11 protein-coding genes and 1 tRNA gene are annotated in these 15,965 nt (G+C 71.2%); 6 read left to right on the top strand and 6 right to left on the bottom strand.

All coding sequences use genetic code 11. The annotated features are described in order from the left end of the window. Positions 1-71 precede the first annotated feature (71 nt). The 3 genes from ACTWJ9_RS03450 to ACTWJ9_RS03440 are packed head-to-tail and all read right to left on the bottom strand — an operon-like array spanning position 72 to position 5,146. Positions 72-2,216 (bottom strand): acetate--CoA ligase family protein, encoded by a 2,145-nt coding sequence (locus ACTWJ9_RS03450; RefSeq protein WP_387041353.1) that lies wholly within the window; start codon positions 2,214-2,216, stop codon positions 72-74. Between the two features lie 3 nt (positions 2,217-2,219). Then, positions 2,220-3,452, bottom strand: a complete 1,233-nt coding sequence (frc, locus tag ACTWJ9_RS03445) for a formyl-CoA transferase (RefSeq protein WP_279332543.1) — start codon at positions 3,450-3,452, stop codon at positions 2,220-2,222. An 11-nt stretch (positions 3,453-3,463) separates the two neighbouring features. Further along, complete coding sequence (locus ACTWJ9_RS03440; protein WP_279332542.1) at positions 3,464-5,146, bottom strand: thiamine pyrophosphate-binding protein; 1,683 nt, start codon at positions 5,144-5,146, stop codon at positions 3,464-3,466. Positions 5,147-5,371: 225 nt separating this feature from the next. Between ACTWJ9_RS03440 and sucC the strand changes: the two genes are divergently transcribed. The 4 genes from sucC to ACTWJ9_RS03420 all read left to right on the top strand — a co-directional run bounded on the left by sucC (position 5,372) and on the right by ACTWJ9_RS03420 (position 9,270). Beyond that, positions 5,372-6,502, top strand: a complete 1,131-nt coding sequence (gene sucC / locus ACTWJ9_RS03435) for an ADP-forming succinate--CoA ligase subunit beta (RefSeq protein ID WP_387041358.1) — start codon at positions 5,372-5,374, stop codon at positions 6,500-6,502. Positions 6,503-6,513: 11 nt separating this feature from the next. Further along, positions 6,514-7,398, top strand: a complete 885-nt coding sequence (sucD, locus tag ACTWJ9_RS03430) for a succinate--CoA ligase subunit alpha (protein ID WP_387041361.1) — start codon at positions 6,514-6,516, stop codon at positions 7,396-7,398. An 89-nt stretch (positions 7,399-7,487) separates the two neighbouring features. Continuing rightward, on the top strand, positions 7,488-9,044 hold the full coding sequence (locus ACTWJ9_RS03425) for an aldehyde dehydrogenase family protein (protein ID WP_279332539.1): 1,557 nt from the start codon (positions 7,488-7,490) through the stop codon (positions 9,042-9,044). 141 nt (positions 9,045-9,185) lie between these two features. Continuing rightward, a tRNA-Leu gene (locus ACTWJ9_RS03420) sits at positions 9,186-9,270 on the top strand. 154 nt (positions 9,271-9,424) lie between these two features. Here ACTWJ9_RS03420 and ACTWJ9_RS03415 read toward each other — a convergent pair. From ACTWJ9_RS03415 to uriH, 3 genes are all read right to left on the bottom strand, one after another. Continuing rightward, on the bottom strand, positions 9,425-10,843 hold the full coding sequence (locus tag ACTWJ9_RS03415; protein ID WP_279332537.1) for an MFS transporter: 1,419 nt from the start codon (positions 10,841-10,843) through the stop codon (positions 9,425-9,427). Between the two features lie 348 nt (positions 10,844-11,191). Further along, the gene (gene uriT, locus ACTWJ9_RS03410; RefSeq protein WP_443295180.1) at positions 11,192-12,631 is read right to left on the bottom strand and encodes a uridine transporter UriT; all 1,440 of its coding nucleotides are present in this window, start codon (positions 12,629-12,631) and stop codon (positions 11,192-11,194) included. Beyond that, the gene (gene uriH / locus ACTWJ9_RS03405) at positions 12,628-13,575 is read right to left on the bottom strand and encodes a uridine-preferring nucleoside hydrolase UriH (protein WP_279332535.1); all 948 of its coding nucleotides are present in this window, start codon (positions 13,573-13,575) and stop codon (positions 12,628-12,630) included. The genes uriT and uriH overlap by 4 nt, the downstream gene beginning before the upstream one ends. Positions 13,576-13,989: 414 nt before the next feature. Between uriH and ACTWJ9_RS03400 the strand changes: the two genes are divergently transcribed. Both ACTWJ9_RS03400 and rbsK read left to right on the top strand, forming a co-directional pair. Next, complete coding sequence (locus tag ACTWJ9_RS03400; RefSeq protein WP_443295179.1) at positions 13,990-15,060, top strand: LacI family DNA-binding transcriptional regulator; 1,071 nt, start codon at positions 13,990-13,992, stop codon at positions 15,058-15,060. Further along, positions 15,057-15,956: a ribokinase gene (rbsK, locus tag ACTWJ9_RS03395; RefSeq protein ID WP_387040766.1), complete on the top strand. Its 900-nt coding sequence runs from the start codon at positions 15,057-15,059 to the stop codon at positions 15,954-15,956. The genes ACTWJ9_RS03400 and rbsK overlap by 4 nt, the downstream gene beginning before the upstream one ends. Positions 15,957-15,965: the final 9 nt, after the last annotated feature.

The raw sequence follows: 15,965 nt of genomic DNA, 5'->3' as shown, positions 1-15,965 counted from the left end.
ATGCCTTTCGTGCGCATTCGGGTCCCGGGGCCGGCCGACGCGCACCGTCGGCCGGCCCCTTTCCGCTCATCTCATGAACCGCCCCCCAACAACCCCGCCGCACGCGCCCAGCGGTACTTCGCGCCGAGCACGGCCACCGGCTGCTCGGTCGTGTACGGGTACGCCACGACCCCCCGCTCGAAGAGGTACTGGCACGCCTCCTCGACCTCCACGTCACCCGCGAGCGACGCCACCACCGGCTTCTCGACGCCCCGTTCGCGGAACTCGGCCACCACCCGCGCGGTGAGCTCGGCGAACACCATGGGAGGCGTGACGATCGTGTGCCAGTAACCGAGGACCAGCGCGTGGATGCGCGGGTCCTCGAGACCCAGCCGGATCGTCGCCTCGTACGTCGACGGCGGCTCGCCCCCGGTGATGTCCACCGGGTTGCCGGCCGCCCCGAACGGCGGGATGAACGCCCGGAACGCCGTGTCCAGATCCGGCGGGATCGCCATCAGCGACAGCCCGTTGTCCGTCACCGCGTCCGACAGCAGCACCCCGCTGCCCCCCGCCCCCGTGATGATCACGACGTTGTCGCCCTTCGGGGTGGGCAGCACCGGCAACGCGCGCGCGTACTCGAGCATGTCGTGCAGACCCGGCGCGCGGATCACACCGGCCTGCCGCAGGATGTCGTCGTACACGGCGTCGTCACCCGCCAGGGCGCCGGTGTGCGAGCCCGCGGCCTTCGCGCCCGCCGCCGTACGCCCCGCCTTCAGGACCACGACCGGCTTCTTCGGCACGGTCTCCCGCGCGGCCCGCACGAACGCCCGCCCGTCCTTGAGGTCCTCCAGGTGCATGGCGATGCAGTCGGTGCGCGGGTCCTCCCCGAACCAGGTCAGCAGGTCGTCCTCGTCCAGGTCCGACTTGTTGCCCAGCCCGACGATCGCCGACACACCCGTCCTGGTGGTGCGGGCGAAGCCCAGGATGGCCATCCCGATGCCGCCCGACTGCGAGGTCAGCGCGACCCCGCCCTTGACGTCGTACGGCGTGCAGAACGTGGCGCACAGGTCCTGCCAGGTCGAGTAGTAGCCGTAGATGTTGGGCCCGAGCAGCCGGACACCGTGCCGCTCGGCGATCGCCACGATCTCGTCCTGGAGTTCGTGCTCACCGGTCTCGGCGAACCCGGAGGGGATGAGGACGGCGTTCGGGATCTTCTTGCGCCCCACCTCCTCCAGCGCCGCGGCCACGAACCTGGCGGGGATCGCGAAGACCGCCACATCCACCTCACCGGGGACGTCCGTGACACTCTTGTACGCCTTGCGGCCCAGAATGTCATCGGCCTTGGGGTTCACCGGGTGGATCTCCCCGGCGAAACCGCCGTCGACGAGGTTGCGCATCACCGAGTTGCCGATCTTGCCCGCCTCGTTGGAGGCGCCGATCACCGCCACCGAACGCGGCTGCATCAGCCGCCGCATCGAGGTCAGGATCTCCTCGCGCGAGTACTGGCGGCGCTCCCTGGGCGTCTCGGTGGACAGGATCACCCGGATGTCCGCGGCGACGGCCCCGCCCGGGGTGGCGATCACCGGGTTGAGGTCCACCTCGGCGATCTCCGGGAAGTCCGTGACGAGTTGCGACACCCGGCGGATCTGCTCGGCGACCGCCCACCGGTCCACGCCCTCCCGGCCGCGCACCCCGCGCAGGATCTCCGCCGACCGGATCGAGTCCAGCATCGACAGAGCCTCGTCGGCCTCCACCGGCGCGAGCCGGAAGGTGACGTCCTTGAGCACCTCGACGAGCACCCCGCCGAGCCCGAACGCCACCACCTTCCCGAACGTCGGATCGGTGACCGCGCCGACGATGACCTCCTGCCCCTGCGGCAGCAGCTCCTGCACCTGCACACCGTCGATCCGGGCGGCGGGGTCGTAGGCACGCGCGTTCTCCACGATCCGGCAGAACGCCGCCCGCACATCGGCCGCGCCCTCCACACCGACGATCACACCGCCGGCGTCGGTCTTGTGCAGGATGTCCGGTGAGACGATCTTCATCACGACGGGCCCGCCGAACCGCGCCGCGTACGCCACGGCCTCCTCGACGTCCGTCGCCAGCTCCTCACCCGGTACGGCGATCCCGTACGCGTCCGCCAGCACCTTGCCCTCGGGCGCGGTGAGGGCGGTGCGCCCGTCGGCGCGCACCGCGTCGAGCAGTGCGCGCACCCGGAGCGTGCGGTCCTCGGCCATCACTCAGATCACCCCGTTCGACTTGAGCAGACGCAGTTCCTCGTCGCCGATTCCGAGCTCGCCGACGAACACCTCTTCGTTGTGCTCGCCGAGCAGTGGGGAGGCGACCACGTCGACGGGGGAGTCGGAGAGCTTCAGCGGGCTGCCGACGGTGACGAACGCGCCGCGTTCGGGGTGCGGGACGGTGACGACCATCCCGTTCGCGGCCAGCGAGGCGTCCTCGATGATCTCCTTGGTGGACAGGATCGGCCCGCACGGGATGTTGCGCGCGTTCAGCCGCTCCAGCACCTCCCACTTGGGCAGCGTCGAGGACCACTCCTCGATCAGCTGGAACATCTTGCCCAGCCTGGGCAGCCGTGCCCGGGGGGTCGCCCAGTCGGGGTCCTCGGCCAGCTCCGGCCGGCCGATCAGCTCGCTGATCGGCTTCCAGCCGACGGGCTGCACGATGACGTACACGTAGTCGTTCGGTCCGCCCGGCGCGCACCTGACCGCCCAGCCGGGCTGCCCGCCGCCGGAGGCGTTTCCGGACCGGGGAACCTCGTCGCCGAAGTCCTCGTTGGGATATTCGGCGAGCGGACCGTGGGTCAGGCGCTGCTGGTCGCGCAGCTTCACCCGGCAGAGGTTGAGCACCGCGTGCTGCATGGCCACGTTCACCCGCTGCCCGCGCCCGGTGTGCTCCCGCTGGAACAGGGCGGCGAGGATGCCCGCCACCACGTGGATGCCCGTGCCCGAGTCCCCGATCTGGGCCCCCGTCGCCAGCGGCGGCCCGTCCTCGAAACCGGTGGTCGACATCGACCCGCCCATGGCCTGCGCGACGACCTCGTACGCCTTGAAGTCGGTGTACGGGCCCTCGCCGAACCCCTTGATGGAGGCGTAGACGATCCGTGGATTGATCTCCTTGACGCGGTCCCAGGTGAAGCCCATCCGATCGACGGCGCCCGGTCCGAAGTTCTCGACCATGACGTCCGAGCGCCGGATCAGCTCGGTGAGGATCTCCTTGCCGCGCTCGGTCTTGGTGTTGAGGGTGATGCTCCGCTTGTTGCAGTTGAGCATCGTGAAGTAGAGGGAGTCGACGTCCGGGAGGTCGCGCAGCTGTGTGCGCGTGATGTCCCCGGTGGGGGCCTCCAGTTTGACGACGTCCGCGCCGAGCCAGGCCAGCAGCTGGGTCGCGGAGGGCCCGGACTGGACGTGCGTCATGTCCAGGACGCGGATGCCGTCAAGTGCCTTGGCGGTCATGGGCGTGCACCTCACTTGTACATCGTCTGGTTCATGGTTCCGGGGGCGTACGCGTCCGGGTCCACCCAGACGTTGATCAGGGACGGCTTGCCCGACTCGCGGGCCCGGCGCAGCGCGGGGCCGATGTCGGCGGGGTCGCGGACCTCCTCGCCGTGACCGCCCAGCATCTGCGCGAACTTGTCGTACGGGACGTCGCCGAGGGTGTTGCCGACCCGCTCCCGTTCCTTGCCGTACTTGGCGGCCTGGCCGTAACGGATCTGGTTCATCGAGGAGTTGTTGCCGACGATGCCGACGAAGGGCAGGTCGTAGCGGACGAGGGTCTCGAAGTCCCAGCCGGTCAGGGAGAAGGCACCGTCGCCGAAGAGGGCGACGACCTCCTTGTCGGGCCGGGCCTGCTTGGCCGCGAGCACGAAGGGGACACCGACGCCGAGGGTGCCCAGCGGGCCCGGGTCCATCCAGTGGCCGGGCGACCTGGGCTGGACGACCTGCCCGGAGAAGGTGACGATGTCGCCGCCGTCCCCGATGTAGATCGAGTCCTCGGTGAGGAAGTCGTTGATCTCGCTGACCAGCCGGTAGGGGTGGATGGGCGAGGCGTTGGACCTGAGCTGCGGCAGCCGCTTCTCCAGCGCGGTCTGCTCGGCCGCGCGCAGCTCGTCCAGCCACTCCTTGCGCTGGGAGGCACCGCCGTTGATCCTTCCGGACACCGCCTCGGTCACCGACTTCAGCACCAGCCCCGCGTCGCCGACGATGCCGAGGTCGATGTCGCGGTTCTTGCCGACGGTGCGGTAGTCGAGGTCGATCTGCACGACGGTCGCCGTCGGCGACAGCCGCTTGCCGTAGCCCATGCGGAAGTCGAAGGGCGTGCCGACGATCACGATGACGTCGGCGTTCGTGAAGGCGTACCGGCGTGACAGCTGGAAGTGGTGCGGGTCGCCGGGCGGCAGGGTGCCGCGTCCCGCGCCGTTCATGTAGGCGGGGATGTCGAGGGCGCGGACGAGTTCGACGGCCGCCTCGGTCCCGCGGGTGGTCCACACCTGGCTGCCGAGCAGGATGGCCGGCTTCTCGGCGTGCGTCAGCAGGTCGGCGAGCTTCTCGACGGCCTCGGGGTCGCCGGCCGAGCGCGTCGAGGCGCGGTAGGCGCCCTGCCGCGGCACGCGTGCCGCGGACGCCGGGACCTTGGCGTCCAGGACGTCGCGCGGGATCTCCAGGAAGGAGGGGCCGGGCGCGCCGTGGTAGCACTCGCGGTAGGCCATCGACACCATGTCCGCCGCGCGTGCCGTGTCCGGCACGGTCGCCGCGAACTTGGTGATGGGGTTCATCATGTCGACGTGCGGCAGGTCCTGCAGGGACCCCATCTTGTGCTGGGTCAGGGCTCCCTGACCGCCGATCAGCAGCATCGGCGACTCGGCGCGGAAGGCGTTGGCGACGCCGGTGACGGCGTCGGTGGTGCCGGGGCCCGCGGTGACGACCGCGCAGCCGGGCTTGCCGGTGATCCGGGCGTAGCCGTCGGCCGCGTGCGCGGCCACCTGTTCGTGACGTACGTCGACGACCTCGATGCCCTCGTCCACGCAGCCGTCGTAGATGTCGATGATGTGGCCGCCGCACAGCGTGTAGATGCGGTCGACGCCCTCGGCCTTGAGGGCCTTGGCGACGAGGTGACCGCCTGAGATCAGGTCCTGTGTGTCGTCGGGCATGGCGAAGTCCTGTCCCTTCATAGGGGGTGGGAACGCTCTCGCGAACTACTCGCGCACTACTCGCGCACCGCTCTCGCAGTACATTGCATACAGTCGACGAATACTGTATGAAGCTTGTTATCCCGCATCCCATGAGTGGTGTCCAGGGGGTGCGCGCCACTTTTCCCACGCCGGACCCCGGCTTCTCCCAGCGACCTTCCGGCGACTTCGCAGACAGGAGCCGAGATGGACCTGTACGAACACCAGGCAAGGCAACTCTTCGAGGAACACGGCATCGTGGTGCCGAAGGCCGAGGTCACCGACACGCCCAAGGAAGCCCGCGTGATCGCCCGCCGGCTCGGCGGCCGCGTCGTCGTCAAGGCACAGGTCAAGACCGGCGGACGCGGCAAGGCGGGCGGGGTCAAGCTCGCCGCCGACCCGGCCGCCGCCGAACTGACGGCACGCCAGATGCTCGGCATGGACATCAAGGGGCACACGGTCGGCGAGGTCATGCTGGCCCAGCCCGTGGAGATCGAGGACGAGTTCTACGTCTCCTACGTCCTCGACCGCGCGGCCGGCCGCTTCCTCGCCATCGCCTCCGCCGAGGGCGGCATGGACATCGAGGAGGTCGCCGCAGCCCGCCCCGAGGCCGTCGCGCGCATCCCCGTCGACCCCGTCGAGGGCGTCACCTCGGCGACCGCGGCCCGCATCGCCGAGACGGCGGGCCTCCCGCCGCAGACCGTCGACGTCCTCGTCCGGCTCTGGGAGGTCCTCGTCCGCGAGGACGCCCTGCTCGTCGAGGTCAACCCGCTCGTCCGCACCCGCGACGGACGGATCATGGCCCTGGACGGCAAGGTCACCCTCGACGACAACGCCCGCTTCCGCCAGGCCCGGTGGGGAGCGGAGCACTCGGCCCACGCCGACCCGCTGGAGGCGGCCGCGGCGGCGAAGGGCCTCAACTACGTCAAACTGGACGGCGAGGTCGGCATCATCGGCAACGGCGCCGGCCTGGTCATGTCGACCCTCGACGTCGTCGCCGGCTGCGGGGCCCGCCCCGCCGACTTCCTCGACATCGGCGGCGGGGCGTCGGCGCAGATCATGGCGGACGGACTGTCCGTCATCCTCTCCGACCCGGCCGTGAAGTCCGTCTTCGTCAACGTCTTCGGCGGCATCACCGCCTGCGACGCGGTGGCCGACGGCATCGTCCGCGCCCTGGACACCGTCCGGCTGACCAAACCGCTCGTCGTACGCCTCGACGGCAACAACGCGGCCCGGGGCCGGGCCATCCTCGACGAGCGTGCCCACCCGCTGGTCGAACAGGTCACCACGATGGACGGCGCCGCCGACCGCGCGGCCCGACTCGCCACCACAGCCTGAGGAGAGCGGACATGGCGATCCACCTCACCAAGGAGAGCAAGGTCCTCGTCCAGGGCATGACCGGCGGCGAGGGCATGAAGCACACCCGGCGGATGCTCGCCGCCGGCACGAACGTCGTCGGCGGGGTCAACCCCCGAAAGGCCGGCCGGACCGTCGACTTCGACGACCGTGCGGTGCCCGTCTTCGGATCGGTCGCCGACGGCATACAGGCGACCGGAGCCGACGTCACGGTCGTCTTCGTACCGCCCGCCCACGCCAAGGCCGCCGTCGTGGAGGCGGCCGACGCCGGCATCGGCCTGGCCGTCGTCATCACCGAGGGCATCCCCGTCCACGACTCCGTCGCCTTCACCACGTACGCACGGCAGAAGGGCACCCGGGTCATCGGCCCCAACTGCCCCGGCCTGATCACCCCCGGGCAGTCCAACGCCGGCATCATCCCCGCCGACATCACCAAACCGGGCCGCATCGGACTGGTCTCCAAGTCCGGCACGCTCACCTACCAGCTCATGTACGAACTGCGGGACATCGGCTTCTCGACCTGCGTCGGCATCGGCGGCGACCCCGTCGTCGGCACCACCCACATCGACTGTCTCGCCGCCTTCCAGGAGGACCCCGACACCGACCTCGTCGTCCTCATCGGCGAGATCGGCGGCGACGCCGAGGAGCGCGCGGCCGCCTACATCGGCGAGCACGTCACCAAGCCGGTCGTCGCCTACATCGCGGGCTTCACCGCACCGGAGGGCCGTACCATGGGCCATGCGGGCGCGATCGTCTCCGGCTCCTCGGGCACGGCGCAGGCGAAGAAGGACGCCCTGGAAGCCGTCGGCGTCCGGGTGGGTGGCACACCCACGGAAACGGCACGACACGTACTCGCCGTCCTCGAAGCCGGACGGTGACCCACCCCCACACCCCGGCCGCACATCTGTCCAAGGGCGGCCCCCGGGCCCCCTCCTCTCGACTGTGCACCGAGAGCGGAGCGAACCGCATGGCATCCACCCTCACCCCACCCACTCTCACCCTCAAAGCCGGCACCTCCTGGACCGACGCCTGGCAGCGCTGCCTCGCCGTCGCCCCCGAGGCCTTCCGGGACGACCGCGTCCTCAACCTCTGGAACGCCGCCTGGCAGGCCGACGGCAGCACACTGCCCGCCGTCAGCCCCGTCGACGGCAGCCCCGTCGTCGGCCCGCCGCGCCTGGACCGGGCCACCGCCCAGGACGCCGTACGTGCCGCGCTCGACCAGCACCGCGCCTGGCGGCACGTCCCGCTGCCGGAACGCCGCGCCCGCGTCGCCGCCACCCTGGACGCCCTCACCGAACACCGCGAACTGCTCGCCCTCCTCCTCGTCTGGGAGATCGGCAAACCCTGGCGGCTCGCCCAGGCGGACGTCGACCGGGCCATCGACGGCGTGCGCTGGTACGTCGACGGCATCGACGCCATGGTCGCCGGCCGGGCCCCGCTGGACGGGCCGGTGTCCAACATCGCGAGCTGGAACTACCCGATGAGCGTGCTCGTCCACGCCCTGCTGGTCCAGGCGCTGGCGGGCAACGCGGTCATCGCCAAGACCCCGACCGACGGCGGCGTCGCCTGTCTGACCCTGGCCGCGGCGCTCGCCGCCCGCGAGGGGATCCCCGTGACCCTCGTCAGCGGCAGCGGGGGCGAACTGTCGGAGGCCCTGCTGCGGGCGCCCGAGATCGGCTGCGTCTCCTTCGTCGGCGGCCGCGACACCGGCGCCGCGGTGGCCACGGCCGTCGCCGACCTCGGCAAGCGGCACATCCTCGAACAGGAGGGCCTCAACACCTGGGGCATCTGGAACCACTCGGACTGGGACGCGCTCGCGGCGGTCGTCCCCAAGCTCTTCGACTACGGCAAGCAGCGCTGCACGGCGTATCCGCGCTTCGTCGTCCAGCGCCGGCTGTTCGACGAGTTCCTGGCCGCGTACCTCCCCGCGGTGCGCACGCTCAGGATCGGCCACCCGCTCGCCGTGGAGCACCCCGACGACCCCTGCCCGCGGCTGGACTTCGGGCCGGTGATCAACGCGGCCAAGGCGAAGGAACTGCGCGACCAGATCACCGAGGCCGTCGACCGCGGCGCCGTACCGCTGCACCACGGCGAGGAGGCGGACGCCCGCTTCCTGCCCGGCCAGGACACCTCGGCGTACGTCCAGCCCGTCACGCTGCTGGACCCGCCCCCGTCGTCGCCGCTGTACCACGCGGAGCCGTTCGGGCCGGTCGACACGATCGTCCTGGTCGACACCGAGGCGGAGCTGCTGGCCGCCATGAACGCGTCCAACGGCGCACTGGTGGCCACGCTGTCCACGGACGACCGGGCCACCTACGACCGACTCGCCCCGCAGATCCGCGCGTTCAAGGTCGGCCACGGCACCCCGCGCTCCCGTGGCGACCGGGACGAACTGTTCGGCGGGTTCGGCGCCTCCTGGCGCGGCGCGTTCGTCGGCGGCGAGCTGCTGGTCCGCGCCGTGACACAGGGTCCGGCGGGAGAGCGGCTGCCGGGCAACTTCCCGGAGTACCACCTCATGCCCTGACGAGCCCCGCACCCCGTGCTCCGGGCAGGGCGAGCAACCCCTGCCCGGGGCACGGAAACGCAGGTGAAAGGCACTGCGAAACCTTGGTATGGTTGTCCACGTCGCCGAGGGGAACGCCCCTGACACGGCGGCACACACCTGGTCCGGGTGGCGGAATGGCAGACGCGCTAGCTTGAGGTGCTAGTGCCCTTTATCGGGCGTGGGGGTTCAAGTCCCCCCTCGGACACTCGCAGTGACGATACGGATGCAAGGGCCTCGACCTTACGGTCGCGGCCCTTTTTCGTGTGTCCACGGGCGCTGTCCGACGGCGCCCGTACAGAAGACACCGCGGCCCCCTCCCTCGCACGAGGGAAGGGGCCGCGGTGAAACGCCGGACGGGTTCAGCGGGCCGCGGTGGCGGCGGGGACCTCGTCCCGGCCGACGGCGGCGTCGGCGGTGGCCTCGCCCTCGTCGAGGGCGGTGTCCTTGGTCTCCTTGCCGATGAGCAGGGCGACCAGGGTCAGCAGTGCCATCGCGGAGAGGTAGACGCCGACCAGCCGCGGCGAGCCGTCGGCGGCCTCCCACAGCGCCACCGCGATGAACGGGGCGACGGCCGCGCCGAGGATCGAGCTGACGTTGTACGAGATGCCGGAACCGGTGTAGCGCACGCTCGTCGGGAACAGCTCCGGCAGGAGCGCGCCCATCGGGCCGAAGGTCATGCCCATCAGCGTGAAGCCGAGCACCAGCCACAGCACCACGCCCAGCGTGCCCAGGCCGATCAGCGGCACCCACACCAGCCCGAAGACCAGGATTCCGACGGTGACCCAGATCAGGGTGGCGCGGCGGCCGTACTTGTCGGCGAGCGGACCCGAGATCAGGGTGAACGCGGCGAAGAACAGCACCCCGAAGATCATCATCAGGACGAAGGTGGTGTAGCTGTACCCCAGACCGGGCACGGCGGCGTCCGTCGCGGTACGGCCGTAGCTCAGCGAGAACGTGGTCATCAGGTAGAAGAGCACGTACGTCGCCAGCATGAAGAAGGTGCCGAGGACCAGCTGCCTCCAGTGGTTGCGGAAGACGGTGGCCAGCGGCAGCTTCCGCACCAGCCCGGCCTCCTGGGTCTTGGCGAAGACCGGTGCCTCGACCAGACGCATCCGCACCCACAGGCCGATCGCGACCATCACGGCCGAGAACAGGAACGGGATGCGCCAGCCCCAGCTCAGGAAGGCCTCGGAGGGCTGCGACGGGTCGGCGCCCGCGGCGGACGGCAGCAGCGCGCCGATGATCAGGAAGAGGCCGTTGGCGATGATGAAGCCGAGCGGGGCGCCCAGCTGCGGGAACGTGCCGTAGAGGGCGCGCTTGTTCTTCGGCGCGTTCTCCGTGGCGACCAGCGCGGCGCCGCTCCACTCCCCGCCCAGCGCGAAGCCCTGGGCGAGCCGCATCAGCACCAGCAGCGCGGTCGCGATCCAGCCGGCCTGCGCGTAGGTGGGCAGCACGCCGATGAGGAAGGTGGCGATGCCCATGGTGAGGAGCGAGGCCACCAGCGTGCCCTTGCGGCCGAGCCGGTCGCCGAGGTGTCCGAAGACGACGGCGCCGATCGGGCGGGCGACCATGGCGGCGCCGAACACCGCGAAGGACGACAGCAGTGCGGTGGTCGGGTCGCTGTTCGGGAAGAAGAGCGAGGGGAAGACCAGGACCGCGGCGGTCGCGTAGATGTAGAAGTCGTAGAACTCGATCGTCGTGCCGATGAGGCTCGCGACGAGGACACGGGACCGCGAGTTGACGGGCGCCGGGGCTGGGGTGGTGGCTGGTGCGGGCATTTCTCGGTCTTTCGCACGAGGGCGGAGAACAGACGCCGGCGGTGTGCCGCCGACGGTCCGTCCGACAGCAGGAGCCTTCCCCGGGGGAAGGTCGTGTGCACGGTACAGGCATTTCAAGGCTCTCAGACATCTCACGTGCCAGTCAGCTCGTATCGACATGTGAGACGAATTCGTGGTGCCGGGTGTCCTGAGCGCGCGCAGGGGCGGGCCGGGGCAGTCGGCGGGCGAACGGCGAACGGCGAACGGCCCGCGGCACGGACCGGGAGGAATTCCCGGCCCGTGCCGCGGGCCGTCGTCATGTCGCCGCACCGGGTGCCGCCGGAGCGAGGCGGTGCCGGAAGGTCCGGATCAGTCGCGGGTCTCGGCCTCCACCGGCTTCGGGATCATGAAGGACGTCGCGAAGGCGGCGGCCAGGATGACCACTCCGGCGATCATGCCGGCGGTGTAGTCGGCGGGCGACGTGGGGTCGTCCGGCAGGGCCGCGGTCTTGACCGCGTACAGCAGTGCGAAGCTGAGACCGGCGCCGAGGTTGAACGCCCCTGCGTTGAGACCGGGCAGGAAGCCCGGGTTGTCCTTGGGGGACAGGACGATGCCGAGCCCGTTGAGCACGATGTTCGCCACACCCGCGTAGGCGATGCCGACCAGGATCGAGGTCAGCAGCAGCATGGGGCGGGACTGGGAGTCGATCGTGAGGATCATCAGCAGCACACCCGCCACGGCCCCGATCAGCCCCAGCCGCAGGACGCGGCCGTACCCGAAGGTGGCGGCGAGCCGGCCGGCGAGGGGCCCCATGGCCAGACCGGCCAGGGCGTACGGGGTGAGGGTCCACCACGCGGACTGCTCGGCGCCCATGCCGAGTCCGGCGTTCCCGTCCTGGGCGAGCGCCGGGATCAGTCCGTTCATGACGGCGAACACGCCCGTCATGGTGAGCAGGGTGGTCAGCAGGGTCGCCCAGGTCGAGCGCTGCTTCAGGTGCCGGGTGGCGACCAGCGGGTGCGTGCTGCGGTCTTCGGTCCGCCAGAACAGGGCGAAGGCGACCGCGCCGACGACGATGAGGACGGCGACCAGGAGCCAGTGGGCGTCGGCGAGCTTGCCGGCCTCGTTCAGCGCGGTGAGCAGTGCGCCGACGGACACGACGAGGAGCGCGACACCCGGCCAGTCCATCCGGGTCGCGTTGGGCGCCTTGGTCTCGGGGGTCAGGGTGGCGACCAGCACGGTGGCGAGGACCGCCACGACGGCCATCGTCCAGAAGACCGACCGGAAGCCGTAGGTGTCGGCGAGGTAGCCCCCGGCGAGGGCGTCGACACCGGCGATGCCGCCGTTGACGGCGGTGATCACGCCCAGCAGGGTGCCGTACTTCTTCGGTTCGCTCACCTCCTGCCGCAGCATGATCAGGCAGAGGGGGACGACCGGGCCGGACACACCCTGGATGATGCGGCCGACGAAGAGCACGGGCACGCTCGGCGCCAGTGCGGCCACGACACAGCCGACGGCCATGACCGCCAGCATGCCGGCCAGGACCTTGCGGCGGCCGAGGACGTCACCCAGCCGGGGCAGGAAGAGCGAGAACAGGGCCGCCGAGGTGAAGAACGCGGTCTGGGTGAGCCCGATCTCGGCCGAGCTGGCGCCGAAGCTCTCCTCGATGTTCTTCAGCGCGGGGCTGAGCATGCTCGCGTTGAGCTGGAAGGCGAAACAGGCCGCGAGGAGCGCGACCATCAGCACGCCCACCCGGGTCGTGCGCCGGCCCGACGCCTCGCCGGGCCGGTTCAGAGTGGTGGGTGCGCTCATGCCTCGACGTCACCGATCCGCTCGAGGGCGTCCACCACGAGGTCCCAGAACCGCTCGCGGTCGAGCTCGACCGCGACCTGGGTGTGGCAGTCGGCCGGGGCCGGGGCGCGGAAGTCCGTCACGGTCATGCCCAGGGTCAGACCGCCGCTGAGCTCGACGTCCACGGGAGCCTTGCGCACCGTCATGACGGAGGGGTCGATCACGTACGCGACCGCGCACGGGTCGTGCACGGGCGGGTGCTCGAAGCCCTGCGCCTCCTTGTAGGTGGCGCCGAAGAAGTCCAGCAGCTCGCCGACGAACTTGGCGGGCTTGGTGCCGACCGCGGCGATCCGCTCGGCGACCTCGGGCGTCGCCAGCGCCTGGTGCGTCAGGTCGAGACCGACCATGGTGACCGGCCAGCTCTCGTTGAAGACGATGTGGGCGGCCTCGGGGTCGATGATGATGTTGAACTCGGCGACCGCGCTCCAGTTGCCCTCGTGGTAGCCGCCGCCCATCAGGACGACCTCGCGGACCCGCTCGACGATGCGGGGCTCCTTGCGCGCGGCGAGGGCGATGTTGGTCAGGCCCGCCGTCGGGACGATGGTGATCTCGCCGGGCTCGTGCGACATCACCGTGTCGATGATGAGGTCGACGGCGTGCCGGCGGTCCAGCTCGAGGGTCGGCTCGGGCAGCACCGGTCCGTCCAGACCGGTCTCGCCGTGGATGTCCGGCGCTGTCTCGATGGCCCGCACCAGCGGTCGCGGGCAGCCGGCGGCGAAGGGCACACCGGTGATCCCGGCGATGCGCGCCACGGACAGGGCGTTGCGGGTCACCTTCTCCAGCGTCTGGTTCCCGACCACGGTCGTGACGGCGACCAGGTCGATGTCGGGGTTGCCGTGCGCCAGCAGCAGTGCGATGGCGTCGTCGTGCCCGGGGTCGCAGTCGAGGATGATTTTCCTGGTCATCGGAAGAGCCCCTTCGCTCTAGCGGGTCTGTGAGGAGATGGAACTCCGCAGCGGCGGCCGCGGGCGGGCCACTGCGGAGGGTGCGTCGGCTCACGTCTCCGGCGCCGGAGGTGGCAGCGGCCCCCGCCGCGCTGCCGGGGGCATCGACACGTACGGAATCGCTGTCGCCGACCACAGGAGCGGACATCACCGCCCGCATCCCTGGGCCATAGCGTGGGAAAACGTTCTCCAGAAATTTCACCCAAGCACGCGCCCTTGTCAATGTCGGACATCACATACTTGAGTGTGAATGAGCCGATGCTCGGCAGTTGTGCGGTGATAACGTTTGCCGGAATTGTTTCCGGGAGGCCGCTTCCCGCCCGGTGAAGCCCGACCGGGCCCAGCGCAGCCGAACCGAACGAAGGGGGCCGCATCGTGACCGACGTCACCCTGAGGGAGGTGGCCCGCGCGTCGGGCTGCTCCGTCGCCACGGTCTCCCGGGTCCTGGCCGGGACCCGTCCGGTCGGGGCAGAGACGGCCCGCCGGGTACGGGAGGCGGCCGAGGAGCTCGGCTACCGGCCCAACCAGGTCGCCCGCGCCCTGCGCAGCCGCTCCACCGGCACCGTCGGCCTCGTCCTGCCGCAGATCACCAACCCCTTCTTCCCCTCTCTCGTGCGGGAGGTGGAGCACGCCCTGCACGCCGAGGGACGTGCCGTGCTGCTCGCCGACTGCGACGACGACCCGGAGATCGAGGCCGCCCGGATCGCCGATCTCCTGGACCGGCAGGTCGACGCCCTGCTGGTCATCCCCGTCGACGGGAAACGGAGCCGGGCCGCGGTGGAGAAGGCCGCGGCCCACGTGCCGCTGGTCCTGCTGGACCGCGGCTGCGGCCCCGGCGTCGCCGACTCGGTCGCGACCGACAACGCCACCGGCATGGCGCTCGTCATGGACCACCTGGTCGCCACCGGCCGCCGCCGGGTCTGCTTCGTGGGAGCCGCCGGAACCGGCTCGGCGGCGGCCGAGCGGCTCGCGGCGTACGAGGCCGAGGCCGGCGCCCTGCTCCCGCGCGGCTCCGGACAGGTCGAACTCGGCGACTTCTCGCTGGAGTGGGGGCGGACCGCGGCGGAGCGGATCCTGCCGTCCCGTCCGGACGCCGTCGTCTGCGCCAACGACCTCCTCGCGGTCGGCGTACTGCAGCGGCTGCGACAACTCGGCAGGGACGTCCCGGGCGACATCGCCGTCACCGGCTTCGACGACATCCCCATGATGGATCTCGCCGACCCGGCCCTGACCACCGTCCGCCAACCCGTGCGCGCACTGGCCGCCGAAGCCGTGCACCTGCTCGGCCACCGGCTGGCCGGACAGAACGACGGGCCGCGCCGGTCGGTCCGTCTCGCCCCCGAACTCGTCGTACGCGCATCCAGCGCACCCCGGGTGTCCTCGGCCGAGGACACCCGGGGCGTTCGCGGCATCCGCAGCACCCGCACCCCAGAGGTAGAACAGTGATCGCAGTCGTCGGAAGCCTGAACCTGGACCTCGTCGCGCCGGTTCCCCGGCATCCGGTTCCCGGTGAGACGGTCCTCGGCGGTGACATGGCCCAGCACCCCGGCGGCAAGGGCGCCAACCAGGCCGTCGCCGCCGCCCGGCTCGGCGGGAACGTCTCCTTCGTCGGCCGGGTCGGCGAGGACGACGCGGCCGACGTCATGCTCGACGCCGTCCGGAGCGAGGGCGTGGACGTCACGCACATCACCCGCACCCCGGGCGTGGCGACCGGCCGCGCCCTGATCGCCGTCGACCCGGCGGGCGAGAACACCATCATCGTCAGCCCCGGTGCCAACGCCCGCGTGAGCACCGCCGACTGCGAGGCCGCGGCGGACGTGCTGCGGAAGGCGGCCGTGACCGTCCTCCAGCAGGAGGTCCCGGACGAGGCCAACCACGCCGCCGCGCGGCTGGCCGGCGGCATCGTGCTGCACAACCCGGCCCCCGCCGTCGCCGGCGCCGTCCCGCCGCCCCACGTCGACGTACTGGTCCCCAACCGCACGGAACTGGCGGCCCTCACCGGCACGCCCGTACCGGAGACGATCGACGAGGTCGTCGCCGCGGCCCGGAAACTGACCGGTGCGGGCGCGGTGATCGTCACGCTCGGCGGCGACGGGGTGCTCCTCCTCGAGGGCGCCTCGCACCTGCACGTCCCCGCCTTCTCCGTCCGGCCCGTGGACACCACCGCCGCCGGTGACTCCTTCTGCGGCGCGCTCGCCGTCGCCCTCGCGGAGGGCCGCACCCTCGAGCGGTCCGCCCGCTGGGCCTGCGCCGCCGCGGCGATCAGCACCACCCGGGCGGGCGCCCAGCCCTCCCTCACCCGCCGCGACGAGGTGGAGGCCTTCCTCGCGAAGAACAGCTGAAACGCCGTT

The organism is Streptomyces sp. GDS52 (assembly GCF_052246875.1).
In the GTDB taxonomy this organism is placed as follows: domain Bacteria; phylum Actinomycetota; class Actinomycetes; order Streptomycetales; family Streptomycetaceae; genus Streptomyces; species Streptomyces cathayae.
The sequence above is the reverse complement of the archived record's forward strand: the minus strand, read 5'-3'. Positions and strand labels throughout refer to the sequence as shown.

What these genes read in the sequence shown, in the direction of transcription:
- ACTWJ9_RS03450 (WP_387041353.1), bottom strand. Translation starts at nt 2,216, where the DNA reads ATGGCCGAGGACCGCACGCTCCGGGTGCGCGCACTGCTCGACGCGGTG.
- frc (WP_279332543.1), bottom strand. Translation starts at nt 3,452, where the DNA reads ATGACCGCCAAGGCACTTGACGGCATCCGCGTCCTGGACATGACGCAC.
- ACTWJ9_RS03440 (WP_279332542.1), bottom strand. Translation starts at nt 5,146, where the DNA reads ATGCCCGACGACACACAGGACCTGATCTCAGGCGGTCACCTCGTCGCC.
- sucC (WP_387041358.1), top strand. Translation starts at nt 5,372, where the DNA reads ATGGACCTGTACGAACACCAGGCAAGGCAACTCTTCGAGGAACACGGC.
- sucD (WP_387041361.1), top strand. Translation starts at nt 6,514, where the DNA reads ATGGCGATCCACCTCACCAAGGAGAGCAAGGTCCTCGTCCAGGGCATG.
- ACTWJ9_RS03425 (WP_279332539.1), top strand. Translation starts at nt 7,488, where the DNA reads ATGGCATCCACCCTCACCCCACCCACTCTCACCCTCAAAGCCGGCACC.
- ACTWJ9_RS03415 (WP_279332537.1), bottom strand. Translation starts at nt 10,843, where the DNA reads ATGCCCGCACCAGCCACCACCCCAGCCCCGGCGCCCGTCAACTCGCGG.
- uriT (WP_443295180.1), bottom strand. Translation starts at nt 12,631, where the DNA reads ATGAGCGCACCCACCACTCTGAACCGGCCCGGCGAGGCGTCGGGCCGG.
- uriH (WP_279332535.1), bottom strand. Translation starts at nt 13,575, where the DNA reads ATGACCAGGAAAATCATCCTCGACTGCGACCCCGGGCACGACGACGCC.